Below are 26,514 nucleotides of genomic sequence, written 5' to 3'. Positions count from 1 at the left end.
ATTATTCCTTTAGTTCTGCAACAGTGATGCCGTGTTCCCAATGAAGAGGTTGAGCGGTGAACTCAAGACTTACTGGTGACAACACTTCAAATTCATAGCGGCGACAAGTACGCCCGTAGTACGCAATAATTTGCCCAAGTAATATGTTATTGACTGCGAGTTGGTCATCCGATAATTGAATACTGATGATGTCAAAATCACGTTCAACCAATCGCTCTTTGACCTCAACATGACCAATACCTAATCGAGTAAAAATACGTTTAAACCCAGCGACTTCTCCGGCATCTTTTGCGTTCACAAACGCAAACTTCACACGCTTTCGATACAGCGCTAATGGCTCTCCATTAAAACGGGTAATGTCTCGCTCCCACGCCAATAGATTCAACACCGCAAGCGAGCACACCAAAGGATCCGATTGTTGTAATGGGAACAGCAACCACGTTCGAACCGTTTGAAACAGAGCTTGAATACCGTTGGCCAGAAAATACGGCTCTTTGATTTTCTCGCTAAGGGTGACACCATCCATCCACCAAGGCGGCTTTTGCTCTGGTAGAATTGGGGCTTCTTCTTCAGTGTTCATTGGCTAACTCCACCAATAAGGTTTGAATGCGAGGAATAGATAAACCACTCACGATGTCATCGCCTTGACCATCGGCCGTAATTTTCAAACTCATTAATCCGTCTTGATTCAAATCATTGTGAATTTGTTGGCCTAATCGACTCAATGAAAAACGGGTGTTCGGAGCGGTTTTATCGATACGATTAAATTCAGCGTTTTCTCGAAACGCACATCGAGCACGTTGCTCTACCCCTTTTTTAATGGTCTCTTTCATCGCCTCATCGATGCGCTCATCACAAAAGACCTGTATTGATAATTCATGTTGGGTTTCAGCAATCGCACGACAAGTGAGAATGTCCCCATGTCCATGATAACCCTCGCCCATGATGTAATTATTGAGCTTATCAAGTAGGCTCGTTGGCGTTTCACCGACATCCATTAAGATAAACGCCGTCGAGCTGCCCGGAATAATATGTCCTGTATTTTCAAAGAAAATAAGATCCGAACGAATGCCTGCTACCGTTGCAATAATAGAGCGATACACCGCATCAATATGGTAATGCCCAGCAGCAGTAAATTGATTTCGAGTACGAAGCATTAAATCATCGTCGGTTTCATCTTCCGTCCCAAGGCGAGTAATGTAATCACTCTGAGTCACCGCACTTATAATGCCCGACACCGCTTGTGGCAAAATACTGTAATAACCCGCACTCAAGTTATACGCGATACCTCCATGCTCAGCTTCTGCCAATACCTCACCATTGATGTCACCTGCAGGAAGAAGCGTGTCTTCTATCACTATTAATCGATAAATAGTGTCGTTCACACGCTCTGTTTCAATGACCGTTCCTTTAGAAATATTAACTGCAGTATCACGATCTTCTTTTGTAAACAGAACCACACCACGCATTGATTGTTTGAGTTGTCTTTCAAGCCCCACTTCCCACGCTTTTAAATCGGCATATACTCCTTTGGCCGTAGCTGCAAACATATTGGGTAATACGTGAGTGGCAAGTAAGACATTCACAAGCCAAAGTACCGGCGCAATCACCACCGCTTTAATCAAACGCCAGAACGGAGACATGACTGAATCATTACTGATGTTAGAGCCTGCCGCTTCAACCTCTTTTTTTAGCTCGGCTTCAATGGCCTCTTCGGTGGTTAGAATGCCACTGTCATTGATGATTTTTTCAAAATCGACCGTTGGGCGTAAGCTCATACCTGTACCTCCAAAGTAACCGGACCAAACTCTTCGGTGTCTGCCGTCAATAAAATGAGTAACTCGTTTTTTGTACTGGCTCCCATGTCGGTGGCCGTGGCGCTGCCTGCCACAATGCGTTCGTCTTCTTCAACAAGCATTTCAATTCGAGTCAGCACATAATCACGTTTAGCTTTGTTTCGCTCTGCAGATAATTCTCTCGCAATCCCTGACTCTAAAATGGAATGCACCACATCCTGACCAATACTTTGGCGGTTATCGGTCATGATAGGCTGCGCCCCTAAATCAAAATCCATACCACCATCAGTCACTAATACATCAACGTATTTTTGCTCACTCATCCCACATCCAACTCTGAACGCTCATCTAAATCAGCCAATGACAAACTGCTCGCTGTGGTTGTGATGTACACATCCCCCATGTGAACCTGTTTCCCTGAATTCCCCTTAGATGACTTCGCTACTTGAGCCGCAAAACTCTCTTGTGGCTCAATGCCTCCCACACCACTGTTTAGATAGTTTCCAATCGGTGCCGTTTTTGCTCCAACTTCAATGTCATCCATTGCGATTGGGCTCGAGACTTCTGGCATGGACACTGAGCTGTCACTGCCAATATCTATTCCTGGTATTAAATTGATTTTCTCAACAACCCAATCAATAGTGGCCCCTAATTTCTTAAAGAAATCCATGTTACTAAAGGCCGCTTTTAGGTCATCCCACCAATAAATCACAGCAGCGACCGCCGCTACAATCAAACCAATGCCAATAATGATGGGTAACATTGGCACTTGAGCCAATGCCATGGCTAAGGTTGCCGCAATCGCAGCGGATCTCATGGCAAGCAAACCGCCGCGCATTAACACCATCACCCCATTAAAGATAATGGTTGTGGTTGTCCATCCGGCAGTCGCTAACTTAGCAATGCCTGCCACCATCGAAAACAGAGAGACAATTCCGGCAATCGATAACAAGGCAACCCCTGCATAACCAATAAACTCGGCAAGCACCGGATACTCTTGGGAATAACTCACAAGCACCGTTAATCCATTAGATAACGCACCAGCAACACGATTAATGGCCGGTAAAATAAGCCCACCAACCGCCGCACGAATAGCAAACCATGACGCTTCCAATCTTTTCCACTGGTCAGTTTGCGCTTTCGCCATTTGAGTGGCTTTATCCATTCCCGTTACTTTGCCCAATGTCTGCATAGACTTGGCCAGTCCATTGGTGTCAGTCATCAATAACTTAATCATGCCAACCGCTTCATCACTGCCGAACGCTTTCTTAAGTGAATTTCCTTCAGCCACATCTATCGTGTCACCAAACTTGGTTTTCAATTTCCCAAGAATATCGAGCATTGGCAGCATTTGGCCTTGGCTGTCTGTAAAACTCATGTTGAGTTTGTCTTGCGCTCCAGCAACCCCCGTTAAAAATGCTTTGTATTTTGTACCGGCTTCACTGCCTGACATCGCGGCTTGCAACGTACCAAGAATGGCCATTTGCTCATTCATCTTAATACCGGCAGAAGTTGCATTGGCTCCAACACTGGTGAACGCATCACTCATGCCTTTACCCGTGGTTTTAAACATCTCCACCGATTGCGCCGTCATGCCTGCGACTTGTTTGGACCAAATACCAGCCCCCATTTCATTGGCTTGGTTTTTAAATACCCCATACATGGTGCCCATGTAACTGGTGATGGTTGCCGTGTCCGCTTTGGTGGCCGCCGCTAATACCGCCGAGCTTTTGGTAATATCAGAGAGTTGATCCCCATTGATACCAGAAAAGGCCGACTGAATATCATAAGAGGCGTTCACAAACTCAGTCGCCGATTTCCCATACTCGGCCGAAAACATCAACGCGGTGTTTTTAAGTTTATTTAAATCCTCTCCAACCACACCCAATGAAGCCACTTCACCCAGTTTTCGGTCCATTTCAATGGCTGGCATCAATGCCGATTTGATAGCAAGACCTGACGCAATTAATCCTGCGGCACCGCCAGCCACTTGATTCATTCCGGCGCGACCTGCATCAGAGACATTGGTCACCTCTGCGCCAATGGATTTCAGCGGTTTGGTGGCTTGGTCAATGATGGCCACTTGCAGCATTAATTTATCAAGACTTGATGCCATGCATTCCCTTACTCACTATTTCGGACCGCCATTCAATCCACTTGCCACCGCTTTAGCCAATTGCTCAGTTCGGTGTTTTTCAAGCCACAAAGCCCGAGCCAAAGAGTCTTCTGAATCGTCTTCATTGGGCAAATGGCTACGCCTGAAAATCAACGCTTGCTCAATAAAGTTGCTCTCAATGGCCTTGGCTCGTTGGGTTAGTTTTTTACTTCGATTTCCAGATCACATTCATACAGCTCATTCACTTTATTAAGCAGTTTCATCGCCATGCCCGGCTTAGAAAGAAAGTCATTCAGATTCTCTTTATCCGCAGGCAATACGATGCGACGCAAATAGTTCATGATGGGCGCCATCTTGTCGTTCGGCTGCATTTCATTAATGTATTTGTTGTACGCCACCATGTTTGGTTCAAAGCGCAATTGAATACCACCGACGGTTAATACAATGCTGTTGCCTTCTTTTGCTTTGGTCATGATTTTTCTCGCTTCTCTAACAGTTTATAAATTTGGTCGAATCCGGTTTGGATTTGGCGCTCTACTCGCTCCGCCAAATCCTTTACCTCGGGTTTAGTGGCGTATCGTTCAGCCACATGAATTTTCAAATCGGACAGCTCTTTGGTCATCGAAAATAACTTAGTAATAAGAGCCGTCAGTAATAAGGTTAAAAAACTGGCAATGGCAACAAACGCATTCACCCAACTAGGATCCATAATTACTCCTTAGTAGGCCGCACCTCGGGAACTTCTTTTAATCGCTTACCCTGCAATGACATCAATACGTCATCAACCGTCTCTTGCATGACATCGTTGGTCGTCAGTGATTTTAATTTCTCTAGCCCCCACACCACCAAGCGAGTAGCAAAACGCTCAACAATCACTTGCCACGTAATTTGCAAGAAAATGCCTTTCACAATCTCCCACAAACTTTTCCCGAAAATACCCATTAAAAAATTCATGATTACTCCTTCATAATCGTTAGTTTTGCAGGCTTACCGCTCAACTCTTTCATTAATGCCTTAAACGCAGTGCCTGAACTAACAACACTCCACTCACCATCAAGACACCCAAAGTCCACACCCGGCGCACCACAACCAATAAGCTGCGAGGGTTTATTGGCGATATGCCACAAACAGGCGTCTCGAATACTTGGACCTGATACCGTTACGCCTAAATACTCAGATTCAAGGGCGTAACACTCACCGTATTTATTGCTAACATGCGGAAGCAGATCATAGTCACCTTCAGGAACGCACGATTTGAACGGCTCGTTATTAGCCCAAACAGGTTCAACAAAACAGCAAACACGACTGCCATCCGAGCGAAATAAATAGGAATACGTGCCGTGTTCAAAGTAACGACGCTTTAATTGGTAATACTTCATAACTTCCCTTTATCATCTAATTCTTGGCAAGTGACACAATATTCACACCCTTGCTGAGCGTCTTGTCGTGCCTTGGGGATCTCATCACCACATTCCAAACAATGGGGTAAACTTTCATGATGAGAATGTCGTTTGTTTTTTGCGACTTGCTCACCGACATACGCGGCGCACAATCTCATATCGAGCTCTGAAGCTTGGTCTAATGCGTCCATATTTCCCCTTAGAAATTACGAATGTCATAATCAGATAAATACGGCACACCATTAAGCTTCACAAAATCAGAGCCCGTTACAAACCCTTTCACTTTGTGTTTAGTCAGCTCTCCGCCTTTTGAATCAACATTTAATACGTCCGATAACAGCAACTTCACTGCATCCAATTCAACCTTCATTTCTTCTTCGCCATTGTTGGCATAAAAGAGAGCATCATGAGGTGTCATCCCACGCCAAGAGCCAGATTTACGCGCCGCATCAATCAGTAAATTGAAGTTCTTAGTTGAGAGTTCATACTCAACGTCCGCCCCCACTTCACCATCAATATGACCTTTTGGAATACCACGCTCTTTCGCCACGACAGTGCCATCATCAATAGTGACTGTTGCTGTTTCAACATGGATAAATGTCCCCATGATCTCCACATCAAAACTGCTTCCAGATAAACGAGACATTATTAATTCCCTCCCGGGTTACTTAAATCGAGCATTAAATTGATGGTAATTTTTTTCGGACAATCCGTAGGTTGAGCCGTGATATATAGCTCTACTTCCGTTTTGGTTTTCCATGCAATCGTGATGTCTTCATCTTTTGGCGGCATAATGTCACCCACAAATGGGACACCATTCACGACGGTTGCTTTGCCCATGACTTTTAAGTCACGCATGAAATACATCTTGGCACTGGCCATGGATTGCGGTTGTGAATTGAAGTTACGATCACCAATTCGAGTCACCGCACGAATACGCATCAAACGAGCGACCTTATCCATCACTCGACGATTCTCAACCACCTGATAATCACCGCCTTCAATATCAAGCATTCGACCATCAGCCCAATAGATCCCATCAACATCCGGATACCACATTGGCACCGACAGTCGATTCTTTTCTAAGGTTTGCAACGTGGCCAGTTGCAATGTCACGCCGTCTTTATCTGTTGGCAGAGTCACATCACCAATCAATGCCCCCGTCATCACGCGGCAAGGCGAATCGGCAATAGATACTGAGCGATTACTTAACCGTCCCATTAACTTGCCAAGCGCATCCGTCCAAATTGCAGGAATGATCATTACGCCATCTGCCGCAATGGTGTCTTGCAATGCAACCATCGCCGTTTCCCAATCAGACCACGCTTGCTCTGCAATCAATGCAGTGGTTAGTGCAACGAACTGCCAGCGACCAAACTTTGCGATCAATTCATTACGAAAGGTTTGCGCCGCAGAGACCTCCGCTTTTGTTTTGATGGGCTCACACACCACAATGCCTTCAAAGCTTTGGGTTTCTTGTGCTTTACGAGCCCCATCGGTCCAATTAGTTTCATCGTCAGCTAATACATACACCGCTGCCGTCCAATTCTGTCCAGCGTTTACCATCGCTGCCAGTAGATTGGATTTTAAAAGACTCGCCTCTGCTCCTAATTGCACATCAAAATCCGTTTGCGTATTAACCGACAGCACCTTGCCTTGGTTTGCGGATGCCTTTCCGATAAAAAGAGAGTGGCGTTCAACTTCACTCACCTCACCTTGCATCATGTTCTTTTGGTTAACTTGAACCGTAGGGAATGTCATTTCTGCCCTCTCATTTCATTGCGTGTCATTGTGGTTAATGCCTTTCTATCAATCTCAGCAAACGGTCTTGCAGGCATTGGGACATCCCAACGACTTAACGGTGACTTATCACTGAGTATTCGAATGATTAACCCGGCTTGTCCCACACTTAAATTTTCCGTTATCCATTTCAAAGGCGGTTTTCTTAACTTTCCTTTTCGCCCCTTTGGGGATAACCGTCTTGAAAATACTTTATAATCCAACTCTCGTAATCGCTTCGCTTGAGTTCGAGTGGCGGCTGAATCACTATTAACACCGCTCTTTTTTAACACTTTTATGGATTGAGCTTTTGAGCCCTTTTGGTCAATCCCATGGTGATGAATAAACGCCACCTTTGCAGATTGAGCCACTTTCCATCCAATCGTTGCACCACTGGCAGAGACCTTGGTCACCGTCATGTATCTCGCAATACCCGACTGCATTTTTCCTTTACGTCGGCTTTTGCGTTTTTCCCACGGTGAGCCATTTGGTGTCTTTTGTGCTCGTGCATTCTTTTTTGATTGCTTAACCGAGGCTTTAGACGCTTTGGCTAATATCCGTTCACGTTTTTTCGGGGGCAGCGATAAGGCTTTTACTGTTTCTAATACCGCTAACTCGGTCTTTTTATCAGGCGTAATTGAGATCATTTCTCTGACTCAATCAACGTGACATCATTCCCCGTGTGTAGCCATATTTTGTCTGCGACCCACACCTCATAAGGCTGTAAGCTGTAGGTCTTCCCTCGAAACGTGATCTCACCCTTGTCATCTTCAACTACCGTAATGGTTTCAATAAAAGGCACTGAGACTTCAATCGTGACGGTATTGTCAGATTCAGGCTCTACCGAGTACGACGGCTCACCTAACTCGAATGTTTCTCGATCAGGATCGTTATCCATGACCCATGCCATCATCGTGGCAATCACCACCATGGGATTCACTTCTTTAAACGGAAACTCTTCAATACTAAATACCGCGTCGTATTCCATTTTCCCAAGCTCTAACCCAAGCCCCATGTGCTTTGGTGTTAAACGTAAACCTACATTTTCCATCCAAGAATCAACTTGTCTGTGGAGTCGTGTTGGCATAACGCTTAACATCGCCGCTGTCAGTCCTTTAAGTAAATAGCCTTGCTCTACTTGCTCAGTCATAGCAATTCAATCCCTACGCGGCTTTTGCCTTTAATCGCTCGAATGTGTTGCTGACTTTCAGCAAGTAGACTGTCTCTTGTTTCTGGCTCACGCTCGGCCACGTTATCCCCAGCGTCACGTAATTGAGTTGTCGCAAACTCCGGTAATAACTCCGATTTAGCCCGAGCAAATACCGCACTTTCATACAAGATGATAAGCAGATTCTTATCGCCAACTTTCGGCTGACCTAGAACATCTTCCGCCTTATTAATGCCTTCGGCTTCGTATCCTGTTTTTACGGTTATCAATGCAAGATTAATTTGAGCAACCGCAGCGGCAACAGCGTAAGCAATCGTGTCTTTGTCCATCTCCATTGGCGGCGCACGACGCTTTTCAAAATCACCGGCATTTAAGTCAGGCCAAAAGCCATCGTTCTCGATCACGGTGTCTTGATATTCATTGTCTGTTTTGCCATTAAACATACGGATGCCTTTTACTTTGTGTTGCTAAAAATTGGTACGCCTCTAAGCCACTGGTCAACACGTTACATTCAGCACATCGCTAATGAACGTTTGCCAGTTGAGGCGCATGGCAGGGAGTCGTTGCTCTACAAATTCACACCTTCTTTTAAGGCTCGAATTCGTTGATTAATGTTATCTAACACCGTTTTCACTTTTGCTTTGCCATAGATGTTGTCCGCTTCAGTAAGCAGCGCATGTGCTTTCTCTAACGTTTCGACATCACCAACAGACGACGCTCGTGGATGACCATCTTTATCTCGTAATAAAAATAAACCGGCGAACTTAAAATACTGACAAGTGAGCCTTTCACTCAAACGCCATTTTTCTCGCACTTTTTTAAAGGTCTGTGAAAAATACGGATCAATCGAATGACCCATGTTTGACATTTTATGTGTCCACTCCAGCACATGACCTGCACAGAACGTGGCCAAATCACGGTTAAACGGAGACGTCACGCCAAGCTCAATCGCCTTATCACACCATTCAATTGCGGTATCTAACTCTTCAATATCAAAGAGCCAAATGATCATCTGAGAAAACAACGGATTATCATACGTTTCTTTATTTGCTAAATAGTCCTCAATAGATGGACGATATTTAGGTATAAGCACATCACGTTTATGAGTAATTTTGTCTTCGATACGGTTAATGCTTTTCAGCACCGCCATGTCGTTTTCTAATTCAATCAACAATAAATGTAAGCTTTTAGGCTCAAGGCTCGACACCAACATAGACGGCGTTTCTTTTGCTAATATCGCTTGGCGTTGTTTTGCTAACGGACTGGCCATGTTTCTTTCCTTATGCCGCAGGTTCAACAATCGTGACTGATTCAATCGCCGCAAATTTCTTATGGTTACCGACCGCGTACCCTTCCATACGAATATGGTTTGCTTCATAACGCAGCTCATCGTCATTGTTTTTCTGACGACGCTGTTGCGTGTTCGATTGAGTCAACACTTGCAGGTTCTTGGTGTTCGTCACCCAAATCTGAGTGGCTGGAAAGAATGGCGGTGTATACGCTTTTTTACCTGCAATGGTTTTTGCCAGTGATTGTGCCGCTTTATGCTCTGTTGGAGAATCTGCCGCTTCAAGCAATCGGTGCTGCTCGGCCGCCACTAAGTCAGAGCCAACAAGCACAACCAGATCAGGATCTTGACGATGCTCTGGTGCAATGGTCGTATTAATTAAATCTTGAACCAAAGAATCCAGATTTTTATACGACTCCGCCGTGTTACCCGTAGGATCTAACTTCACACTTGCTAATACTTGAGCTTTGGCTTTTTCTTTAACAATGGTTAACCACCCTTTGTTAACGTCTTCGCCCAATGGATTAGCCGATGGATCGGTTGCATCTGCAATCGTTTTACCGTTAAAACCCACACGCAGAATATCAAGCGCAAACACACGAGTGATGGCATTAAGCATTAACTTAAGCCACTCGCCTTTTTTGCCCGAGTTCGCCCATTGCGTCATGGTTTCCCATAAAATATGTGCGCCTGAATCCGTTTTGGTCAATTCATACGTATTACCGCTTTGACCCATTTCACGACTAAAACGACCTTTAGCAGTACGACCTGTAGATAAACCACTGTTACCGACATCGATCACTTGACCTTTAATTTGAGGCACTGATAGCAATGAAATCAAACCAAGAAACGCATCTGATTCAATAATCATCTGACGTAATGTGGTTTCCATTGGCGGCGTAATATTAAACGTACTGTAAGGTGCGTCTGAGCCTGCTGCCGTTGATACCGCTAAACTAAATTCAGCAAGGTATTGAGTTGAAAGTGCATTCAGCATTAACAGATTGCTCCTGCAGTAAATTTGTCATCATCACCGACCGCTTCATTCGGACGCTGCCCCGGAACTTCTTTTGAAAGCTCTGCAAACTTGGTCTCTAACCCTGTTACTTTTTCAGCAAGTGGGGTGAGTTGTTTTTCAAGCTCTGCACTAAATTGTTCAGCAGTAAAATGCTGTGGTTGCTCATCGGTTTCCACCGGAGCGGTTGCAGGTACTTGCTTAGAAAATTCGTCTTTGAGCTCATCTTTAAGCTCTGTTTTTAGCACACTGAAATTCTCTTTTAGTGCTTCTGCTAATTCTTCTTTTGTCACATCAATGTCCTCGGGCTCTTGAGGTTCAGCAAATTGCTCAGGCAACTTGCCACCAGATTGGAAATAATTGGCGATCACACCAAAGGCATCTGCAATCACGTTTTTTGAGTAGCATTCATCTAAGTTAAACGCTTCTAAATGACTGCACTTAATGATTGAGTCAGGCTGATACCCCTGAATGTCACTTCCTTGTTTTGAAAACTGTAGGCGCGTTGTACCTGTGGACGCTGGAGAGTCAGTCACTGCTAGTCCCATGAGATACGCTTTGCCGGTGCTTTGAAAATTGGGATGAATTTCAATTGAGGTATACAGCTTTTGCCCTTTTTTATTGGCAGAGAGTAATAGGCTGTTTGGCATCAATTTAGATAACAGTCGCCACTTGCCCGATCTCTTTTCTGCTTTTACATGTAGCACCTCCCCCCAATTATTTCCTTCAAATACATTCCAATGTGAACGTGAGTGCTCAGGCCAAATAAGTGCGGCATAAAGCTCTGGAGAATATGACTCCCCCATTTCTTTAATTTGTTTCTCACTGATCTCGCGACCATCAATAGTCACGCCTTCAGTAGCAACAATTTTCCACTCACTTACTTTGCTCATCTCGTCTCACAATATGGTTAATGCCGTGTCAGTGAGAGCAACAATACGCCTTTGAATCACGAATATCAGTCAGTTCAATTCCGACAAATTCGGATATTGGCAAAAACGGAATTTATCGGAATTCAAGATGGATATTTGCCATTTTTCAGGGCGTATGATGCAGAGAAATACACAAAATAAGAGAAGACATGGCGTACTCACCGGAAGTAAGGCAAGCAGCACGAGCCTTATATTTGAAAGCTTGGACACCCAAAGAAATTGCCTCAGAGCTCAAACTCAGCAATGAACGCATTCTTTATTATTGGGCTGACCGTTATGGTTGGCGCGATATGTTGCGAGAGCATACGGTAGACGAAGCCATTGCCACTCGTATTCAAGCCATCTTAGAAATGCCAGAGCCAAGTAAAGGTCAAATGGATTTACTTGAGCGCTTAATCAAACACCACACCAATTTAAAAAAACTACGCTCGCAAGATGTGCAAGCAGAGAAAAATACAAGCAGCGGTCCATCAAAAAAACAGTCTTCTTCTGAGCCGAAAAAAGAGAAAAAGCCAAAAGGAAAAAATAAAAAGAATGGCGTTGACCACATCACTGAAGAGGATTTTACAGCGTGGCATGACTCGTTGTTTGAATATCAACTTACGATGCGTGACAACGTACATCAGCGAACGCGAAACATTCTTAAATCTCGCCAAATTGGGGCAACGTTTTATTTCAGTGGCGAAGCATTAGAAGACGCTATTTTAAGCGGTGATAATCAGCTTTTTCTTTCTGCATCGAGAGCCCAAGCCGAAGTATTTAGAAGCTACATTATTGCGTTGGCCAAAGAGTTTTTAGACATCGATCTTACGGGTAATCCGATTGTGTTATCCAACGGAGCTGAACTTCGCTTTCTATCTACCAACGGCAAAACCGCACAGAGTTATCACGGTCACCTTTATGTTGATGAGTATTTTTGGATCCCTCAATTTGATGCAATTAAGAAAGTTGCATCAGGCATGGCCACGCACACAAAGTGGCGTAAAACGTATTTCTCTACCCCCTCGTCAAAAAGCCACCAAGCTTACCCATTCTGGACTGGTGACCAATGGAGAAAAGGCAAAGAGTCACGTGAAAAAATTGAATTTCCAACCTTTGACGATTATCGAGACGGTGGCCGTCTTTGCCCAGATAAACAATGGCGTTACGTCGTCACGATAGAAGATGCGGCTAATGGCGGTTGTGGCTTATTTGATATTGAAGAGTTGCGAGATGAATACAGTAAGGAAGATTTCGACAACTTGTTTATGTGCATCTTTGTTGATGGAACTCATTCTGTTTTCAAATTCTCAGCACTGCAAAAAGCCATGGTCGATGCAACGCACTGGAAAGATTTTAAGCGTAATAATTTACGGCCATTCGGCTCTCGTGAAGTGTGGCTTGGGTATGATCCCTCTCGAACCCGAGATAACGCTTGCCTAGTAGTTGTTGCTCCACCCATTGTCGCCCCTGAAAAATTCAGAATACTTGAAAAACATTATTGGCGTGGGCTGAACTTCCAATATCAAGTGGCTCAAATCACTAAGGTATTTGAGCGTTATAACGTAAGTTATTTAGGGGTTGATACCACAGGAATTGGTGCTGGTGTATGGGATTTAATCCATAAGAAATACCCACGCGAAGCTCACGCAATTCCTTACAGTAACGAAAGTAAAAACCGCTTAGTCATGAAAATGATTGATGTGATTGAATCTGATCGTCTTCAATTTGATGCCGAGCATAACGACATCGCCATGGCATTCATGGCGATAAAACGAGCCCCAACCAATTCAGGCAATGCCATGACATTTAAAGCAGAGCGCAGCGAGCTGACAGGCCACGCCGATGCATTTTGGGCAATTTCACACGCACTGATTAATGAACCTCTTGATCACAAGCAAAAACAAAAATCGACTTGGCAGATATAACCCATGACTGAAGAAAAACTCACTACCACTGAACCTTCCGATGAAAGCATCATTTTTAGCTTTGGCTCACCAGAAATCATGAACAGTGATTTTAGTAACTACGAATACAGTGAATTATTTTATAACGACACCGATGATTATTGGGAGCCGCCACTCGATAGAAAAGGACTAAATAAACTGACTCGCGCCAATGCATACCATGGCTCTATTTTAATGGCGCGTCGTAACATGATTTCAGGTCGCTTCATTAAAGGCGGTTTACGAAAACAACAAGTTCAAGCGGCCGTGCATGACTTCTTGGAATTTGGGGACACTGCCATTCTAAAACTGAGAAATCATTTTGGTGGAGTGGTTGGTCTTTATCCACTGCCAGCCATGTATTTACGTAAAAACAAAAAAGGAAATTTTGTCCTACTTGAGCGTGATAACAAAACACGGATATACAAAAAAGAAGACGTTATATTCATTAAACAATACGATCCAGTGCAGCAAGTTTATGGTGGTCCCGATTATCTTGGTTGTGTGCAATCGGCATTATTAAGTGAAGATGCAACCACGTTCCGCCGCCGTTATTACAAGAACGGTTTACACATGGGGTTTATCTTCTACGCTACCGACCCAAATTTGAGTAAAGACGACGAAGACGATTTAAAACAAAAAATGGCAGCAAGCCGTGGCATTGGTAATTTTCGTTCGATGTTCATCAACATACCTAATGGTAATGAGAAAGGTATTCAACTCATTCCTGTTGGTGACATTGCCACCAAAGATGAATATGAAAAGATTAAAGACGTGACAGCTCAAGAAGTGCTGACAGGTCATCGCTTCCCTGTTGAGTTGGCCGCTATCATTCCAAACGGCGGAACCCGTGGTGACCCGATTAAATTCAACTATGTTTATAATCAGAATGAAGTCATTCCCTCTTGCGAGATGTTTATGGATGCGGTGAACTCTGACGAGGAAGTGCCAAAAAACTTACATTTTGAATTTAATTTGGAGAATTCAATGGAGTAAGAACGCTTTATTTTTTCTGCTATAAATTGAAATTTTACTTTTGGCCTGAAATTCCCATTCAGGCCTTATTGATAAAGGGCTAAGAGATCTTTTTCAGATCTTTAATTGAAAACATGATCTTTCCAAAAAAGGCCACGGAAAAACTGAGAGCCTTTGTTTATCAAACAGTTAAAAAGGACATAACCAGGTACTACACGCTTCATAATTTCAATTTACTGAAATATTTTTCAATTTACGAAATTCTTAAAATCAGACCAATTAATTTAACTTCAATAAGTTACCCATTAAAACCACTGAAATAAAACTGAAAAAATTAAAAAAAATGAGGCGGAGCGCGTAGGTAGGAGGAGTGATTTTTCCGTGGCTTTCTTTCTGTTTTTTACTATCAAAAAATTTCAACTAACATAATATAAAACACGTTACAAAAACAACATACTGTAATATTATCTATTTCCTTAATATTTCAATAAGCAGAAGCCTTTGTATGACTTGATAAATATTTATCATACAAATTAATATTCAATTAAAAAATAGACCTCCAAAAGACTTTGAACGAATCAAAGGTAACCAACCTCAAAATATGGCGATAATATTCATGCCTCATTTAGGATTATTATGTTTAGCAAGAAAAGCTCCATCCAATCCAATGAATTGAAACACATCAATAAAACACTAAAGAAAATTGAAATATCTTTAAATAATGAAGAAGAAAACAAAGCTAAAGCAGCGTGCGATATGTTCATCAAAGTATTCGAACATGACCGACAAAAAAGTCAAAAAATTGAAGATAAAGCAAATAAAATAATTACTTTTTTAGTATCACTTTTTACCCTTTATGCTGCTTTATTTATTTGGGTATATAAATCTAGCGAACTGATAAAGGAGGGCTTTTTTCCTGTAAATATGGTTCACAACGCATTAATTTTAATTCTTCTTGTATCCGGCCTATTGTTACTTGTTAGTATAAATAAAGCTTTTAAAGTTCAATGGCATAGACAAGAAATGAATCCTGTTGCGAGTTTTGAAACATTTTACAAAATGAAAATGGATACAGCCTGTACAGCTCAAAAAATATATGATTTTTATGCTACTTCATACTCAAAAATTTCTGAACATAGAACTACAAGTAATATAGAAAGAGGAAAACAGTTAGAATCGGCATTTGATTGGGCACGAATAGCTGTAATATTTAATTTATTAAGTTCTCTATTAATTTTATATGTTACAACTAATTCAAGCTCATAGCTCAATAGAAGTTAACATCACAGCTAATAACTGTATAAAAACACAGCATTATTTCGTATAATAAACACGTCAGTCAGTGAGGTGTTTATGAGAATTCTTTGCCCAGAATGCGGTGGTAAAAGCTGCATTCAAAAATCAAATCGTGTTTCGTTAAGTTATTCAGATTTATACTGTAGTTGTCGTGACCCTGAGTGTGGTCATAGCTTTGTAATGAACCTAACTTTCAGCCATACATTAAGCCCATCAGCTAAAACTTCTAGTCAATTGGCGTTTGAGTTATTAAAAACCTTAGCGCCCAATCAGCAGCAAGAACTCAAGCAACAGCTTTCAATGTTGTAATAAAAAAAACCACCGAAATTATTCAGTGGTTTTTTTTAATTACAATTTTACGAGTCTTCTCGAGCAACTACTTATCAACTCATGCCTCTTTAATTCTTCTTTTGAATTAGCTACCCCGACATAGCCAGCTGATTCATGTTTTATTTTACTGCACAAATAAAAATCAATTAATATAGGTATCCCGGTGGAATATGAATAAATAGTTACAGCTCTTCCTACTGGCTTAAATATTAACGCTTCGATAGCGCTAGTTATTGGTGATGCTGGTGTTTCAAGCAAAATAGTTCCTAAAACTACCAATGATGCTGAAATCTTAATGATGTTCATTCCATTTCCTTCTTCCAAACCCAAAATTAGACTCCCTTCAAGACTAAACAACTTTTCCGAAAATAAGGGGGGTTGGAAGAACGGATACTGCGGCGCAAAATTCATTTTAAAACTAAAAAAGTTACCCACGGGGTAACTTTTTTAGTCTCCAGTAAACATCAAATGCACATCTTCGGTGATTCGGCATCATCAGCCATTTCTATGATTTGCCTTAACTGATCAACTTGAACAGAACTCAATTTTTCACGATGGTCAGCCACGACCAACCCGACAAGGTACATACCTATATCAGTTCTATTTTCTTTATAATCACTCATAGCAACAGCGTCCAAAATTAGCTCCATTGCTTTTAGGTATTGTTCTTTATCTGTCATTGCTACTGTAATCCTTGCCAAAAGACCTGTATAAATATACAGTATTATTTATTGAGTTTACAGTAAATAGAGATAAATATGATTCAACTTGCAGAAATAACAAGAAACCAATCACAAATTCCTCAATGGAAAACCTGCAGCTTATGTCATACCAATGCCTTTTGCTTTCAAGTAACTAGCGTAACATCGGCATGGATTAGAGCAGGCTTAGGGCAACAAAAATGCACATGGCGATGTGAGAAATGCCAACCAAATTCATAATTATCTAATGATATTCCTACATAAGCATTGATTGCTGCTGCGTATAATCAATATAAGCAGCCCAGCAATCACTTACCTCATTCACGTCTCTCTCATAAATTGGTTTTCTGTCCTGAAGAATAGCTTTCCAATATGCTCTCTTATCTTGGAAACGAATAAATGAATCTTGATAAAAAACGTCTGCTTCATTTTTTACGTCACTCAAATCAAGATCACGACAGTTCATTGGCCACCCTCTTGCACCAGCTGCCCAAAATATGAATTTATCAATCTGCTCTTTTGCTGACTCACCTTCAAAGGTAATACAAAACTTATTCTCAGAACTAACGTGAACACCACGACTTTTCATTGTCTTATTTAATTTCTCAGCCTGCTTCTCTAATCGAATAATTCTACTCTGCAGCTTTTTCAATACATCTTCAGGTTTGTTCTGTTTCTTCGCTATCGACTTGGCCACTATGGTTTGGGCTTTTTGCTTATGTATCTTTTCGACCTGTTTTTTTATTGGTCTTTTCCATTGCTCAAGCTTATAGCCTAATTCTTTAATAATTGCCGTCATGTTATCGGCATCAAAAGAGGCGATACATTCCCACGCCGGGGCGCGTGAACACTTAGAAATATTATAGCGATTTCCTTTTATCAAACCTTGGTCGGCATTTTGCCCTTTTGCTGCATAGCCAACAGCTTTGATAATGTAAGAACCTGCCGCTTGCGGTTTTCTAATTCGCTCTAATTTAGCAAAACCATGACCCCATATTTTTTCAAGACGTTTTGCCCAGGCACTAAACAACGGTGGCTCAACTTGCCAGCGTAATAAAATATGAACATGAGGATTTGATTCACCAGCTTCATTCGCCGGTGATTCAGCTACCCAAATATAATGAAAATCACTTAATTCTTGTGTTGGACCAAAATCGCTTGGTTTAGTGTGGCCACCAACCTTCACTCTTTTTAGGTCGCAATACTTAACATCACTTTCTTTATCAATTTGAATTGAATGATCTGCAGTCCATCCACGGTGATACAGCTTTTTAGCTGAATCAAGAAAACGAGATACCTCTTTGCCCATTGTGGTTTCAAGTGTTTTTTCTAACGTAAATTCTTTTTTAGGCTTAAATTCTAACGAGCAGTATTCACCAGCAATCTCACCATTACGGTTTAAGACTCTTGGATAAGGATTTTCATCTGATGGAATTGTTGAGTAAGGCCCAGCAATATTACAAATAGGGTCCATTACTTTTTTCTCATTGGCCTTTGCCGTTTTCGTTACCATGTTACGTTTATATTGAATTGGGTGATGCGCCCCCATTGTTTTAGATGCTTCACCATCAGTCATTCCACCAAAAATAGCGAGACGTTGGTCTTTATCAAACGTCAAAGTTAAAAACGTAGTAAACCCTTCATGACATGTTGAAGTGTAAGCCGCTGCCTCAAAAATTTGACTCACAGAACGCGAGGTTAATTTTTCTGTAAAGCGTTCGCCGGTGTTTACTTCGGGTGCGCTGCTCGATGGCGTTTGTGTTATCGCTTGAAATTTATATGTCTCATTCCACTCGCGGTGCATAAGCTGCATCGAAATGGGAACAATCTTAGGTTCACACGCATTTCTACGCCCCTTCTCGTTCAATACTGCCGCTGTTGATTGCTCAGCCCCTAAATACAGTGAATCGTGATTAAAGTAAGTCTCAGGACTCGAATATTCGATATTTTCTGAGACTTTCTTTGCCATTTCAGGCTTATTTATTTTTGTCGGACTTTTGCGCCCTTGGACAAGGCTATACTCTCCGGCGATTCTCGCCGCCACTTCGTGGATGTATTTAGGTGTTTTATTTAGTTTCGCAAAATAATCAGTCGCTCGCTCAATTTCAGCAATGTGTTTTTCTTTTCGATTAAGAAAGCGATCATAGACAGGTAAACTTTTAACTAAACCAGACTCTAAAAGCTGCATTTCTTGTGCAGAATATGGCTGTTCCTGAATTTTTGAACCTAAAAAACCCGCTCGGAAGCAGGCATCATTTCGTTTAATTTCATCATGGGGTCGTATTGACCCCATTATATAGAGTAGATCTTTTTGTTCCATTAACTCACAACTCACTTAACTCTTGTGAATCACATAAAAGAAATCCACCAGTGTGATTTCCTCTTGCTAACACCCCATTAAGAATGTGAGTGCAATCCAACATTTCACAGGCTGATTGAATGGCATCATCACGGCTTTCAAACTCACCTATTTGTTTAACCATCAATTCACCAGTATCTTTATCTCGGACTACACCACCGCCAGAGTTCATTGTTACTGCAACAAAGTTTAGGCACATACTATCTCTTCTTTTTTGTCTTTTGCTTCTGCAACTAAAGAAAGTAATTTATCTTCGATTTTCAGTAATTCTTCTAAGACTTTTGGTTCATCTAAAGATACAAAACCACAATCTAATTGTTCTTCAGAATCATTAAATTCAGCGGTTAAATACACTGCTTTAATACCTGTCGAAAAAGTAACTCGGATTTTTAAATCATCTTTCACACTATGAGCTAAAGCGATTAATTCAAACACTTGATTGAGGACTGCATTCTCTGACTTATTAATTGATTCAATCGACAATGCTTTAATCCCCGTTTTCTCAGCAAGCACTGTTGCTTCTTGCGCTAACGTTTTAGCTTCAGACAAGATTTCTTGTGGTGTCATATTTTGATATTTATTCATGCTAGCCTCGTTATTTAAAGTCAGATAAAGAAATTGAATTGAATTTGGTTGCTACAGTAGCTATTCGCTTAATGGCGCGATGTAAACGAGCGAGTTCTAATGAATCCATTTCATCTAACCCTATGGTTACGTGACGTTCTTTAAGTTTGGCTGTAAAACAAAACGCTCGGCGATCATCTTCTGTAAGGTTGTTCCACATTAATCCGCCTTGGCTTTTGCTATTAAACATTTCATGCAAAGCGGCAATGGTGACTTCTGCAGGTGGTACTTGTGAAATCTCTGATGCTTGTCCCATGCTTATCTCCTTTATGACAAACTTGGAATAGATGGCATTGACTGAGCAATATCAAAAGCACAAGAAAGAACAGGTATAGAGTGAAACTTGTGTTCTACCTCTGCCATTAACAGAACTAACTCGTTAATGGTGTATTGCGCTTTTTCTACAATGGCATCTTTGGTTTTTAGTGTTACGCGGTTCGTTTGATTGATATCTAACGTGTGACGAGTAATTTCACCCGTTGTCGCGGTTACTTCTAAAACACGATGCGTAAGCTCTTTATTGGTTGCTTCTAACTTTGGTAATTCAACAGCGGTTAAACCAAGCTCAAGCAAAACACCCTCAATAATCGCCTTGTTACCAGACGCTTTGGTTATTTTGAGTAACTCGATAACTTGCAGTTGGTGAGGTTGAGCGCCGTTAAGTTTGTTTCTTAACATTTGCCCTTTCATACCTACTGCACCGGCTAACTTTTCTAGATCTTCTTTAGCGGTAAAACGCACCATTGCTGAATCAAGAACGTTTTGTTTAAGCTCTGTTTTTGCATACATTGAATTCACTCCTATCAAAAGTAATACTCAAATGAGTCTATTAAGAGTCATTAATGAGAAGCTTCTAATGCGCGTTTAGTAAGTAGTGCAACGTTAATGAGTACTTTCTCATTAGTTTTGTCTTTTTTAAGGATTGGTAAACGGTTGTCTTTACACATCACTTTTATTGTTGCGACGTTTATCCCTGAAGATGCTGAAAACATCTCAATTGTTTGATAAGGCGATGTAATCGCTAACACTGTTTGATTCATGGTGGTATCCTTATGGGTTATTAAATGCGGTTAAATATGGGTAATGTCGGATAATTAAACTTAGAACGACACCTCAACGCACTCAACCGCAAGCGCTAAATTTCACTTTGTTCGTATTTGCGTACATTTAGATACTAGGATCTTTCTAATGGATAGTCAACAACAAATAAGCCCATATACGTACGATGGTGGCAGACCCGTACTTGAACGAGTGCAAGAAATACTTAAAGAAAATAATTACGGTAGCCTTTCTACAGCACTAGACATTAGCCGCAGTACCTTATCTACATGGCGTAATAGAGATCTAACGCCATTCGAATTGGCTAGTCGTATGCATATAAAGCTTGGTGTATCTCTTACTTGGTTATTACTTGGTGAAGGTGAGAAATACGACAATGAAATTGCAGAAGCTAATCAGCGCAATAAATTACCTAGCTTTGAATTGAATGATGGCGAGTTAGCAGAAAAAGCCCCTCTCTACTTTGACCCTGAATTTTTAGGCGAGAAAGCGACTACCTGCGATTTGATGGTGGTTAGTTTTAATGGTCAAAAGCTTTTTGTTGATAAGAACACAACGAAGATTGTTAGCGGCAGCTACTTAACGAAAAGTAAAAATGATTTTGCATCAATTGTTGAACTTGAGCGTTCGCCACTGGGTGAAGTAATGCTTGGGGATAATGCGATTGATGAGAGTCAGTTGGATGTATTGGGTAAGGTTGTTTTGATCTAAATTATAGATATATTCTCTAAACTATTATTGAATAGAGTTTAGTTGTAAAAACTCTATTCAATAAATAATAAATCTTGATTATTTGACTAACCAATTTAACTCTCTTTCAATTAAACTATGTTTAGTAATCCTACTTCTCAACAAATTAACTTTAATTTTAAGGTTGCTCTCTTTAGTTGAAAACTGAATACAATCCTTATGTTTTTTTATCAATTCATTTGCCGCAGCTCGTGAAAAACCAAAATCTTGTAACTCTATCTCTTTTAAGTCAATAGCTCCATATTCTAAAAACGGAGCTAGATTATAACCCGCATCCAATTCACCATAAATTGAGCTGCATAACTGATAAAAGTGAGCGCTATAACTTTCTAACTTAAATGTTATTTCATTTTCAATACACTCTATAGTTTCAAGAATCTTTTGATTAATATGTATAGGATTTTCTATATCAAGATCAATCCATTGGTTATAAATGTCTGGATCTCTCACTTTTTTTCCATATTTAATCGCATTATTAATCATCATACTCAGAGGAGTTCCTCTCAACCAAGAGTATGTCATGATAATAAGCTGCTCCAAAGAATCAGGATTCTTCCTCAAGCCGTAAATATCATTTAGCATATATATATATTTAGCCACATCATCTCGATTATAAGAATGTAAGTAGTTTTTTCTATTTTTAGCGTAAGAAAAAGCTTTAGCTTGAATATTACTATCAAAATTATGATTACTCACAAATGCATTTTGATCTATCCCTTCAAGACCTTTACGTTTTAAGTGTTCATTTCCTGAAGAAATAATATTATTTTTAATTTTATCTGGAAAACTGGATAATAACGTACCTACTTTGTTTGTTTTATTATAATCCATAATTTCATGTAAAATTAATGCACTTAATTCTTTTATTCTCGCATGAGGTTCTTTGGTTTTATCATTCAAATAATTAAGTATTTTCCTATGTTTAGATAATACCTCTAAAATCCAATCATTTATTATAACTTCATTATCTTTTTTAACTTTTTCTTCAACTTCAGTCCAGTCCATATCTAAACTATTAATACATATTATATTACCTGTTAATTCATTTTTATAACGGCCAGCTCTACCAGCTAAATTCCAAAAATCAAGACTACATTTACTTTCATCTTTAACCGTCATTTTAGAAAATGGATAAATAAAAACATTTTTAGTCGGAAGATTAACTCCTTCTAACAATGTTGATGTACAAAAAATGTATTTTATTTTTTTTCTAGCATACAAATCTTCAATTCTTTTTCGAATAAATGTAGGAAGAGAACCATGATGATATGCAACACCATACTTAATTAATTTTGATAGATAAAAATCTTCATGAATAAAATCAGCGATAAGTTGAGATTCTAATAATAATTCTTTATCTTCATATTCATTCACCTTTCCAGTTTCAATTAAATAATTTAAAAATTCATCGCATTTTTTAACGCACTCACTTTTACTGGATATAAAAACCAAATTTGAAGGACTTTTTTCTCCAACCGAAGTTATAAGCTCAAAATCAGTTGAATAAGTTTTTTGAGGTTGAAACTCTATTACTTTCTTGCTAAGAGAATCAAAATATTTAAAAACATTAGTTTTAATATCAGCAAAATATAAATTTTGAGCTACAGGACTTTCTTTTATACTTAAACTTTTAGTTTTTTCTCCTAAATCAAAAGTAGTAAAAAAAACTTCTGGATTAGAAATTACAGGACTAGAAAATACAACTCTCATCTTATCGAATATATCTAATGATCTTCTAATTACTTTGAATAAAGTAATTGTTCTCTTACTTTTCCGTTCAACTAACTTATGGGCTTCATCAATTATTAAAATATCAACATACATATCTTTATAATTCGGTTCGAAAAGAAAACTATTATAGCGTTCTTGAGTAAATATCAATATGTTTTTCTTTTTTATATCTACTCCTGATACAGACTTACTGATATTAATATCATTTAATTTTCTTTCATTTAGCATGTAACGGAAATCAATTAAATACTCTTCCAACAATGCTTTTGTCGGGAGAATAAATACAATATTATCTACTTTATCAATTAATTCTATTGCGGTATTCTTTAAAATAAAAGACTTACCTAATGACGTTGGACCGGAGAAGCTAAAGTGAGAACAATCAATAATATCTTTATATATTTCGAATTGAGAGTTAGTGAATATGTTATCACTTAATGATATTTTTTGAGTTAGTTTCCTAACTTCACAACTAAGTTCAGAGTTAACTGGTAACTCAATACTATCAGAAGTAAACACCTCTTCTGCTGAAAAAAGTCCAAATTTACTTAAGATTGATTTTGTAATTAACTGACAACTATAATCATAATTAAAAAGCTCATAAACTGATGAAATTATTTTTAATGATAATCCTCTATAATACTCTTTGTCTGAATTAGAAAAGAAATCAGCATATCTTAATAATTTTTTATATTCATCATTTGTTATTGGATTTATAGATATATCATTGAAATTGTTTTTTGATATAATCAAAAACAGCTTCACATAACAGTCATTAAATTCTTCACTATTAACTATTTTAGTGCAGATATAGTCAATTGCATTAACATTCATTAATCAACTTCTCCATCAAGTCATATAACTCATTGTCTTTATTTACTGGAATTACGAAGACATTAACTGTAATGCCATAATCCAAAAAATCTAAATAATTTTTTGGTATATTATCAGCAGCTAGATTAATAATATTATTAATACATTCATTCATATTACAATCTTTAGTTATATTTAATCTATCTAAAGATATAGTATGTACTATAGATATAGATTTAATCTCTTTATCTACATTTCCAAAGAGTATATTATAAATATCTTCACATTCATCTTCGGAATATTTTTTATCTAAAAATGCTCGTTCAGTGATCAAACTAGAGTTAAGAGAATAAGTATTTATATCATTTATTATCTGCCCTAAGGTTTGATTAATAGTTTCACTAATATCTCCATACCCTGTAAAGTTTGAAACTAAAAATTCGATCTCACCTGTTTTTGATACTGAATAATGCATATGATGATAATTAGAATCCTCAATACACGTGGAATAAATATGTGGTGCATGCAGAAATGATTCTACTACTTTACTAGATAATAATTTACTTACAGGATCTAATGATCTTTTATTTTTTATAATATTTATAGCAGACATCAAAAATAAATTTCTATGTACTACACTCTTACCTAAAACAACATCAAAATTTGAAAATAATGAATCTACAATAGAACTTAAATTAAATCTAGGAATCCCTTTATTCCGAGGTATTAATCCATTTAATTTCACCTTATGATTTATATTAACAGAAGATAGCAAATTAAATTTAGATTTAAATTCTTCATCAATATTTGAAGTCATAAGAGGGATTCTAAAAACTGAACAAGAAAAATAATCATTTAATATAGAAAAATCAATATCAAACAAAAGTTCTCCAGATAAATCATTATCCGATTCATTATTTGTTATTACGGAAACTGCAGTACACTCACCAGCGATACTATTTTTAACAACCAGAGATCCAGAAATACCATAGTATGAATCGCTTTTTTCTACTAATTCCGAAATACTATTTGAATATATATTAAAAAAACAAACACCACATTCGATTACTGCTTTATCTAAAATAACTCTTGATACTGCAGTATTATTTTTCTTATATCCATAAATAGTATAATCACCATCAGCTACCTTACCAATCTTTATTGTATTTCTAGCAACCTCTTCAACACTGGTAATCACCATATCTTTATTCTTAAAACTGTATACTTTAATTGGTGTTAATTTATTATTTTCATAAGTAGTAAATTCTATTTCTTCAATATTTAATTCAACATTACATTCTTTACAGCTATCTGTATCGTTATTTTGATATTGTTCACACACATCTGTTTTATGACAAAGTCCGTGCTTTGAAGTAATAACAAACGATGTATTATCTGAGCTTGATTTAAAATGATAACCACTTGATTCAGCATCACAAACGCTCACTTTAATTGCATTTTCTCTACTCATAGAAAACTGTATTAACTCCATTATCTGAGTATGTTACATTAACTTTAAAGTTCAAATCATGGCATTGTTCAAAAAGTTCTCGAACTCTTACATCATTACTACTCATGTGTATCGTAGGATTATTATTAAATTTTAGAATCCTAGCTAAAGTAATGTTATTTGGATGATTATTTTTTGATTTATCTGCACAAATAATATAATCCGTAATACCTATTATTTTTAATAATTTTAAACTCGTATTTTTTTTACTTCCATGATGAGAGAGTTTAACTACATTAAATACTCTATCGTTTTCATTTATATCTAATAATGAATCAACAATATCTTTTTCATGTGAATCACCAAGAAATAACGCTTTAGTATTTTCATATTCTATGATAAATGAAATACTAGATTTATTTGTTATTGATAAATCTTTTTTAAATTTATCACACTTTAAATTAATTATATTAAAACATTCAGATAATGAATCTTCACTATTTTTTAATGCTGATATTTTCTTTATTTTATCTTTATTAAATTTATTATCTAATAAAGATAAAGTATCTATACTCGGTGTTAAAGGAGTAATTTTGACATTACCAATGTGTAAATGTTTATCTTCTTTCGTTAGCGTGATTACTTTTATACCTTCATCATCTAAGTTTTTTTTTAAGTTTATATCCTGCTTAAATGAAATTTTCTTTGTTTTTACGCTAATTACTTTCCCTAATAACTCTAAACTATTGAATACAAAACAATTTATAATAATACCTTTCTTTATAAATTCTTTATAACCACCAATATGATCATCATCATTATGCGTTACAAAAGCAACATCTACAGAGCTTCCATTTAACAATTCTTTCAATTTATTCGCTACTCGATTACGTATAACAAATTTTTGAGGTCCAGAATCAATTAGAATTTTTAAATCACCACAACTAACTAATAGGCAATCACCATGACCAGCATCTAATATATCTATATACAACAAATCTTTTACC

Annotated in this window: 35 protein-coding genes; 6 read left to right on the top strand and 29 right to left on the bottom strand. The window is 38.7% G+C overall.

Annotated features, from left to right (window positions below; all coding sequences use genetic code 11):
* Position 1 precedes the first annotated feature (1 nt).
* From BTO23_RS03440 to BTO23_RS03360, 18 genes are all read right to left on the bottom strand, one after another.
* A complete protein-coding gene (locus tag BTO23_RS03440) occupies positions 2-580 on the bottom strand; it encodes a phage tail protein (RefSeq protein ID WP_061014002.1) in 579 nt (192 codons plus the stop codon).
* Positions 570-1,778 (bottom strand): baseplate J/gp47 family protein, encoded by a 1,209-nt coding sequence (locus tag BTO23_RS03435; protein ID WP_105062946.1) that lies wholly within the window; start codon positions 1,776-1,778, stop codon positions 570-572. The genes BTO23_RS03440 and BTO23_RS03435 overlap by 11 nt, the downstream gene beginning before the upstream one ends.
* Entirely contained in the window at positions 1,775-2,119 is a 345-nt protein-coding gene (locus BTO23_RS03430) for a DUF2590 family protein (protein ID WP_105062945.1), read from the bottom strand. The genes BTO23_RS03435 and BTO23_RS03430 overlap by 4 nt, the downstream gene beginning before the upstream one ends.
* Positions 2,116-3,912, bottom strand: coding sequence for a phage tail tape measure protein (locus BTO23_RS03425; RefSeq protein WP_105062944.1), 1,797 nt, complete (start codon positions 3,910-3,912; stop codon positions 2,116-2,118). The genes BTO23_RS03430 and BTO23_RS03425 overlap by 4 nt, the downstream gene beginning before the upstream one ends.
* 15 nt (positions 3,913-3,927) lie before the next feature.
* Positions 3,928-4,044, bottom strand: a complete 117-nt coding sequence (locus BTO23_RS21640) for a DUF6890 family protein (protein WP_425427802.1) — start codon at positions 4,042-4,044, stop codon at positions 3,928-3,930.
* A gap of 65 nt (positions 4,045-4,109) precedes the next feature.
* Positions 4,110-4,385 carry a putative phage tail assembly chaperone gene (locus BTO23_RS03420; RefSeq protein ID WP_061014010.1) on the bottom strand — a complete coding sequence of 92 codons (276 nt, stop codon included), beginning with the start codon at positions 4,383-4,385 and terminating at the stop codon, positions 4,110-4,112.
* Complete coding sequence (locus BTO23_RS03415; protein ID WP_061014012.1) at positions 4,382-4,621, bottom strand: hypothetical protein; 240 nt, start codon at positions 4,619-4,621, stop codon at positions 4,382-4,384. The genes BTO23_RS03420 and BTO23_RS03415 overlap by 4 nt, the downstream gene beginning before the upstream one ends.
* Before the next feature lie 2 nt (positions 4,622-4,623).
* Positions 4,624-4,866: a hypothetical protein gene (locus BTO23_RS03410; protein ID WP_105062943.1), complete on the bottom strand. Its 243-nt coding sequence runs from the start codon at positions 4,864-4,866 to the stop codon at positions 4,624-4,626.
* A 2-nt stretch (positions 4,867-4,868) separates the two neighbouring features.
* A complete protein-coding gene (locus BTO23_RS03405; RefSeq protein WP_105062942.1) occupies positions 4,869-5,291 on the bottom strand; it encodes a DUF5675 family protein in 423 nt (140 codons plus the stop codon).
* Positions 5,288-5,503 carry a TraR/DksA C4-type zinc finger protein gene (locus tag BTO23_RS03400; RefSeq protein ID WP_061014017.1) on the bottom strand — a complete coding sequence of 72 codons (216 nt, stop codon included), beginning with the start codon at positions 5,501-5,503 and terminating at the stop codon, positions 5,288-5,290. The genes BTO23_RS03405 and BTO23_RS03400 overlap by 4 nt, the downstream gene beginning before the upstream one ends.
* 8 nt (positions 5,504-5,511) lie before the next feature.
* Entirely contained in the window at positions 5,512-5,958 is a 447-nt protein-coding gene (locus BTO23_RS03395) for a phage protein (RefSeq protein ID WP_211295913.1), read from the bottom strand.
* A gap of 2 nt (positions 5,959-5,960) precedes the next feature.
* Positions 5,961-7,073, bottom strand: coding sequence for a DUF2586 domain-containing protein (locus BTO23_RS03390; RefSeq protein WP_105062940.1), 1,113 nt, complete (start codon positions 7,071-7,073; stop codon positions 5,961-5,963).
* The gene (locus BTO23_RS03385) at positions 7,070-7,738 is read right to left on the bottom strand and encodes a phage virion morphogenesis protein (RefSeq protein WP_105062939.1); all 669 of its coding nucleotides are present in this window, start codon (positions 7,736-7,738) and stop codon (positions 7,070-7,072) included. The genes BTO23_RS03390 and BTO23_RS03385 overlap by 4 nt, the downstream gene beginning before the upstream one ends.
* The gene (locus BTO23_RS03380; RefSeq protein WP_105062938.1) at positions 7,735-8,241 is read right to left on the bottom strand and encodes a phage tail protein; all 507 of its coding nucleotides are present in this window, start codon (positions 8,239-8,241) and stop codon (positions 7,735-7,737) included. The genes BTO23_RS03385 and BTO23_RS03380 overlap by 4 nt, the downstream gene beginning before the upstream one ends.
* Positions 8,238-8,702: a head completion/stabilization protein gene (locus tag BTO23_RS03375; RefSeq protein ID WP_105062937.1), complete on the bottom strand. Its 465-nt coding sequence runs from the start codon at positions 8,700-8,702 to the stop codon at positions 8,238-8,240. The genes BTO23_RS03380 and BTO23_RS03375 overlap by 4 nt, the downstream gene beginning before the upstream one ends.
* A 125-nt stretch (positions 8,703-8,827) precedes the next feature.
* Positions 8,828-9,529: a phage terminase small subunit gene (gpM, locus tag BTO23_RS03370; protein ID WP_061014028.1), complete on the bottom strand. Its 702-nt coding sequence runs from the start codon at positions 9,527-9,529 to the stop codon at positions 8,828-8,830.
* Positions 9,530-9,539: 10 nt separating this feature from the next.
* Complete coding sequence (locus BTO23_RS03365) at positions 9,540-10,544, bottom strand: phage major capsid protein, P2 family (protein ID WP_061014030.1); 1,005 nt, start codon at positions 10,542-10,544, stop codon at positions 9,540-9,542.
* A complete protein-coding gene (locus tag BTO23_RS03360) occupies positions 10,544-11,455 on the bottom strand; it encodes a GPO family capsid scaffolding protein (protein WP_105062936.1) in 912 nt (303 codons plus the stop codon). Before BTO23_RS03360 ends, BTO23_RS03365 begins: the two co-directional genes overlap by 1 nt.
* A gap of 188 nt (positions 11,456-11,643) precedes the next feature.
* Between BTO23_RS03360 and BTO23_RS03355 the strand changes: the two genes are divergently transcribed.
* From BTO23_RS03355 to BTO23_RS03340, 4 genes are all read left to right on the top strand, one after another.
* Positions 11,644-13,401, top strand: a complete 1,758-nt coding sequence (locus BTO23_RS03355; protein ID WP_105062935.1) for a terminase large subunit domain-containing protein — start codon at positions 11,644-11,646, stop codon at positions 13,399-13,401.
* 3 nt (positions 13,402-13,404) lie between these two features.
* Positions 13,405-14,415, top strand: a complete 1,011-nt coding sequence (locus BTO23_RS03350) for a phage portal protein (RefSeq protein WP_061014035.1) — start codon at positions 13,405-13,407, stop codon at positions 14,413-14,415.
* 615 nt (positions 14,416-15,030) lie between these two features.
* Positions 15,031-15,660 (top strand): hypothetical protein, encoded by a 630-nt coding sequence (locus tag BTO23_RS03345; RefSeq protein WP_105062934.1) that lies wholly within the window; start codon positions 15,031-15,033, stop codon positions 15,658-15,660.
* An 87-nt stretch (positions 15,661-15,747) separates the two neighbouring features.
* Complete coding sequence (locus BTO23_RS03340) at positions 15,748-15,999, top strand: Ogr/Delta-like zinc finger protein (RefSeq protein WP_105062933.1); 252 nt, start codon at positions 15,748-15,750, stop codon at positions 15,997-15,999.
* Positions 16,000-16,038: 39 nt separating this feature from the next.
* Here BTO23_RS03340 and BTO23_RS03335 read toward each other — a convergent pair whose 3' ends face one another.
* Together BTO23_RS03335 and BTO23_RS03330 are read right to left on the bottom strand one after the other, a co-directional pair.
* Positions 16,039-16,350 (bottom strand): hypothetical protein, encoded by a 312-nt coding sequence (locus BTO23_RS03335; protein WP_146107781.1) that lies wholly within the window; start codon positions 16,348-16,350, stop codon positions 16,039-16,041.
* A 134-nt stretch (positions 16,351-16,484) separates the two neighbouring features.
* Positions 16,485-16,700, bottom strand: a complete 216-nt coding sequence (locus BTO23_RS03330; protein ID WP_105062931.1) for a hypothetical protein — start codon at positions 16,698-16,700, stop codon at positions 16,485-16,487.
* 78 nt (positions 16,701-16,778) lie between these two features.
* Between BTO23_RS03330 and BTO23_RS03325 the strand changes: the two genes are divergently transcribed.
* Positions 16,779-16,961 carry a hypothetical protein gene (locus BTO23_RS03325; RefSeq protein WP_245922072.1) on the top strand — a complete coding sequence of 61 codons (183 nt, stop codon included), beginning with the start codon at positions 16,779-16,781 and terminating at the stop codon, positions 16,959-16,961.
* A gap of 16 nt (positions 16,962-16,977) precedes the next feature.
* Here BTO23_RS03325 and BTO23_RS03320 read toward each other — a convergent pair whose 3' ends face one another.
* Genes BTO23_RS03320 through BTO23_RS03295 form a run of 6 tightly spaced genes read right to left on the bottom strand, consistent with a single transcriptional unit; the run spans position 16,978 to position 20,744 of the window.
* Positions 16,978-19,041 carry a rolling circle replication-associated protein gene (locus BTO23_RS03320; RefSeq protein ID WP_170066690.1) on the bottom strand — a complete coding sequence of 688 codons (2,064 nt, stop codon included), beginning with the start codon at positions 19,039-19,041 and terminating at the stop codon, positions 16,978-16,980.
* Positions 19,042-19,045: 4 nt separating this feature from the next.
* The gene (locus tag BTO23_RS03315) at positions 19,046-19,279 is read right to left on the bottom strand and encodes a hypothetical protein (RefSeq protein ID WP_105062929.1); all 234 of its coding nucleotides are present in this window, start codon (positions 19,277-19,279) and stop codon (positions 19,046-19,048) included.
* Positions 19,270-19,665 carry a hypothetical protein gene (locus tag BTO23_RS03310; protein ID WP_105062928.1) on the bottom strand — a complete coding sequence of 132 codons (396 nt, stop codon included), beginning with the start codon at positions 19,663-19,665 and terminating at the stop codon, positions 19,270-19,272. Before BTO23_RS03310 ends, BTO23_RS03315 begins: the two co-directional genes overlap by 10 nt.
* 10 nt (positions 19,666-19,675) lie before the next feature.
* On the bottom strand, positions 19,676-19,960 hold the full coding sequence (locus BTO23_RS03305; RefSeq protein ID WP_105062927.1) for a hypothetical protein: 285 nt from the start codon (positions 19,958-19,960) through the stop codon (positions 19,676-19,678).
* Positions 19,961-19,971: 11 nt separating this feature from the next.
* Positions 19,972-20,493: a phage regulatory CII family protein gene (locus BTO23_RS03300; RefSeq protein ID WP_105062926.1), complete on the bottom strand. Its 522-nt coding sequence runs from the start codon at positions 20,491-20,493 to the stop codon at positions 19,972-19,974.
* Between the two features lie 50 nt (positions 20,494-20,543).
* Positions 20,544-20,744 carry an excisionase gene (locus tag BTO23_RS03295; protein WP_105062925.1) on the bottom strand — a complete coding sequence of 67 codons (201 nt, stop codon included), beginning with the start codon at positions 20,742-20,744 and terminating at the stop codon, positions 20,544-20,546.
* A gap of 148 nt (positions 20,745-20,892) precedes the next feature.
* Between BTO23_RS03295 and BTO23_RS03290 the strand changes: the two genes are divergently transcribed.
* Positions 20,893-21,474 (top strand): helix-turn-helix domain-containing protein, encoded by a 582-nt coding sequence (locus BTO23_RS03290; protein WP_105062924.1) that lies wholly within the window; start codon positions 20,893-20,895, stop codon positions 21,472-21,474.
* A gap of 78 nt (positions 21,475-21,552) precedes the next feature.
* On the opposite strand, the gene BTO23_RS03285 is transcribed toward BTO23_RS03290, so the two are convergent.
* Genes BTO23_RS03285 through BTO23_RS03275 form a run of 3 tightly spaced genes read right to left on the bottom strand, consistent with a single transcriptional unit; the run spans position 21,553 to position 26,504 of the window.
* Positions 21,553-24,078, bottom strand: a complete 2,526-nt coding sequence (locus BTO23_RS03285) for a DEAD/DEAH box helicase (RefSeq protein WP_105062923.1) — start codon at positions 24,076-24,078, stop codon at positions 21,553-21,555.
* Complete coding sequence (locus tag BTO23_RS03280; RefSeq protein WP_105062922.1) at positions 24,068-25,528, bottom strand: hypothetical protein; 1,461 nt, start codon at positions 25,526-25,528, stop codon at positions 24,068-24,070. The genes BTO23_RS03285 and BTO23_RS03280 overlap by 11 nt, the downstream gene beginning before the upstream one ends.
* Complete coding sequence (locus BTO23_RS03275; protein WP_105062921.1) at positions 25,521-26,504, bottom strand: ComEC/Rec2 family competence protein; 984 nt, start codon at positions 26,502-26,504, stop codon at positions 25,521-25,523. The genes BTO23_RS03280 and BTO23_RS03275 overlap by 8 nt, the downstream gene beginning before the upstream one ends.
* Between the last annotated feature and the right edge of the window lie 10 nt (positions 26,505-26,514).

The sequence above is a fragment of the Aliivibrio sifiae genome (assembly GCF_002954715.1).
In the GTDB taxonomy this organism is placed as follows: Bacteria; Pseudomonadota; Gammaproteobacteria; order Enterobacterales; family Vibrionaceae; genus Aliivibrio; species Aliivibrio sifiae.
The sequence above is the reverse complement of the archived record's forward strand: the minus strand, read 5'-3'. Positions and strand labels throughout refer to the sequence as shown.

Bases quoted from the DNA above. Each gene is read 5' to 3' on its own strand.
- BTO23_RS03440 (WP_061014002.1), bottom strand. From the start codon at position 580: ATGAACACTGAAGAAGAAGCCCCAATTCTACCAGAGCAAAAGCCGCCT.
- BTO23_RS03435 (WP_105062946.1), bottom strand. From the start codon at position 1,778: ATGAGCTTACGCCCAACGGTCGATTTTGAAAAAATCATCAATGACAGT.
- BTO23_RS03430 (WP_105062945.1), bottom strand. From the start codon at position 2,119: ATGAGTGAGCAAAAATACGTTGATGTATTAGTGACTGATGGTGGTATG.
- BTO23_RS03425 (WP_105062944.1), bottom strand. From the start codon at position 3,912: ATGGCATCAAGTCTTGATAAATTAATGCTGCAAGTGGCCATCATTGAC.
- BTO23_RS03420 (WP_061014010.1), bottom strand. From the start codon at position 4,385: ATGACCAAAGCAAAAGAAGGCAACAGCATTGTATTAACCGTCGGTGGT.
- BTO23_RS03415 (WP_061014012.1), bottom strand. From the start codon at position 4,621: ATGGATCCTAGTTGGGTGAATGCGTTTGTTGCCATTGCCAGTTTTTTA.
- BTO23_RS03410 (WP_105062943.1), bottom strand. From the start codon at position 4,866: ATGAATTTTTTAATGGGTATTTTCGGGAAAAGTTTGTGGGAGATTGTG.
- BTO23_RS03405 (WP_105062942.1), bottom strand. From the start codon at position 5,291: ATGAAGTATTACCAATTAAAGCGTCGTTACTTTGAACACGGCACGTAT.
- BTO23_RS03400 (WP_061014017.1), bottom strand. From the start codon at position 5,503: ATGGACGCATTAGACCAAGCTTCAGAGCTCGATATGAGATTGTGCGCC.
- BTO23_RS03395 (WP_211295913.1), bottom strand. From the start codon at position 5,958: ATGTCTCGTTTATCTGGAAGCAGTTTTGATGTGGAGATCATGGGGACA.
- BTO23_RS03390 (WP_105062940.1), bottom strand. From the start codon at position 7,073: ATGACATTCCCTACGGTTCAAGTTAACCAAAAGAACATGATGCAAGGT.
- BTO23_RS03385 (WP_105062939.1), bottom strand. From the start codon at position 7,738: ATGATCTCAATTACGCCTGATAAAAAGACCGAGTTAGCGGTATTAGAA.
- BTO23_RS03380 (WP_105062938.1), bottom strand. From the start codon at position 8,241: ATGACTGAGCAAGTAGAGCAAGGCTATTTACTTAAAGGACTGACAGCG.
- BTO23_RS03375 (WP_105062937.1), bottom strand. From the start codon at position 8,702: ATGTTTAATGGCAAAACAGACAATGAATATCAAGACACCGTGATCGAG.
- gpM (WP_061014028.1), bottom strand. From the start codon at position 9,529: ATGGCCAGTCCGTTAGCAAAACAACGCCAAGCGATATTAGCAAAAGAA.
- BTO23_RS03365 (WP_061014030.1), bottom strand. From the start codon at position 10,544: ATGCTGAATGCACTTTCAACTCAATACCTTGCTGAATTTAGTTTAGCG.
- BTO23_RS03360 (WP_105062936.1), bottom strand. From the start codon at position 11,455: ATGAGCAAAGTAAGTGAGTGGAAAATTGTTGCTACTGAAGGCGTGACT.
- BTO23_RS03355 (WP_105062935.1), top strand. From the start codon at position 11,644: ATGGCGTACTCACCGGAAGTAAGGCAAGCAGCACGAGCCTTATATTTG.
- BTO23_RS03350 (WP_061014035.1), top strand. From the start codon at position 13,405: ATGACTGAAGAAAAACTCACTACCACTGAACCTTCCGATGAAAGCATC.
- BTO23_RS03345 (WP_105062934.1), top strand. From the start codon at position 15,031: ATGTTTAGCAAGAAAAGCTCCATCCAATCCAATGAATTGAAACACATC.
- BTO23_RS03340 (WP_105062933.1), top strand. From the start codon at position 15,748: ATGAGAATTCTTTGCCCAGAATGCGGTGGTAAAAGCTGCATTCAAAAA.
- BTO23_RS03330 (WP_105062931.1), bottom strand. From the start codon at position 16,700: ATGACAGATAAAGAACAATACCTAAAAGCAATGGAGCTAATTTTGGAC.
- BTO23_RS03325 (WP_245922072.1), top strand. From the start codon at position 16,779: ATGATTCAACTTGCAGAAATAACAAGAAACCAATCACAAATTCCTCAA.
- BTO23_RS03320 (WP_170066690.1), bottom strand. From the start codon at position 19,041: ATGGAACAAAAAGATCTACTCTATATAATGGGGTCAATACGACCCCAT.
- BTO23_RS03315 (WP_105062929.1), bottom strand. From the start codon at position 19,279: ATGTGCCTAAACTTTGTTGCAGTAACAATGAACTCTGGCGGTGGTGTA.
- BTO23_RS03310 (WP_105062928.1), bottom strand. From the start codon at position 19,665: ATGAATAAATATCAAAATATGACACCACAAGAAATCTTGTCTGAAGCT.
- BTO23_RS03305 (WP_105062927.1), bottom strand. From the start codon at position 19,960: ATGGGACAAGCATCAGAGATTTCACAAGTACCACCTGCAGAAGTCACC.
- BTO23_RS03300 (WP_105062926.1), bottom strand. From the start codon at position 20,493: ATGTATGCAAAAACAGAGCTTAAACAAAACGTTCTTGATTCAGCAATG.
- BTO23_RS03295 (WP_105062925.1), bottom strand. From the start codon at position 20,744: ATGAATCAAACAGTGTTAGCGATTACATCGCCTTATCAAACAATTGAG.
- BTO23_RS03290 (WP_105062924.1), top strand. From the start codon at position 20,893: ATGGATAGTCAACAACAAATAAGCCCATATACGTACGATGGTGGCAGA.
- BTO23_RS03285 (WP_105062923.1), bottom strand. From the start codon at position 24,078: ATGAATGTTAATGCAATTGACTATATCTGCACTAAAATAGTTAATAGT.
- BTO23_RS03280 (WP_105062922.1), bottom strand. From the start codon at position 25,528: ATGAGTAGAGAAAATGCAATTAAAGTGAGCGTTTGTGATGCTGAATCA.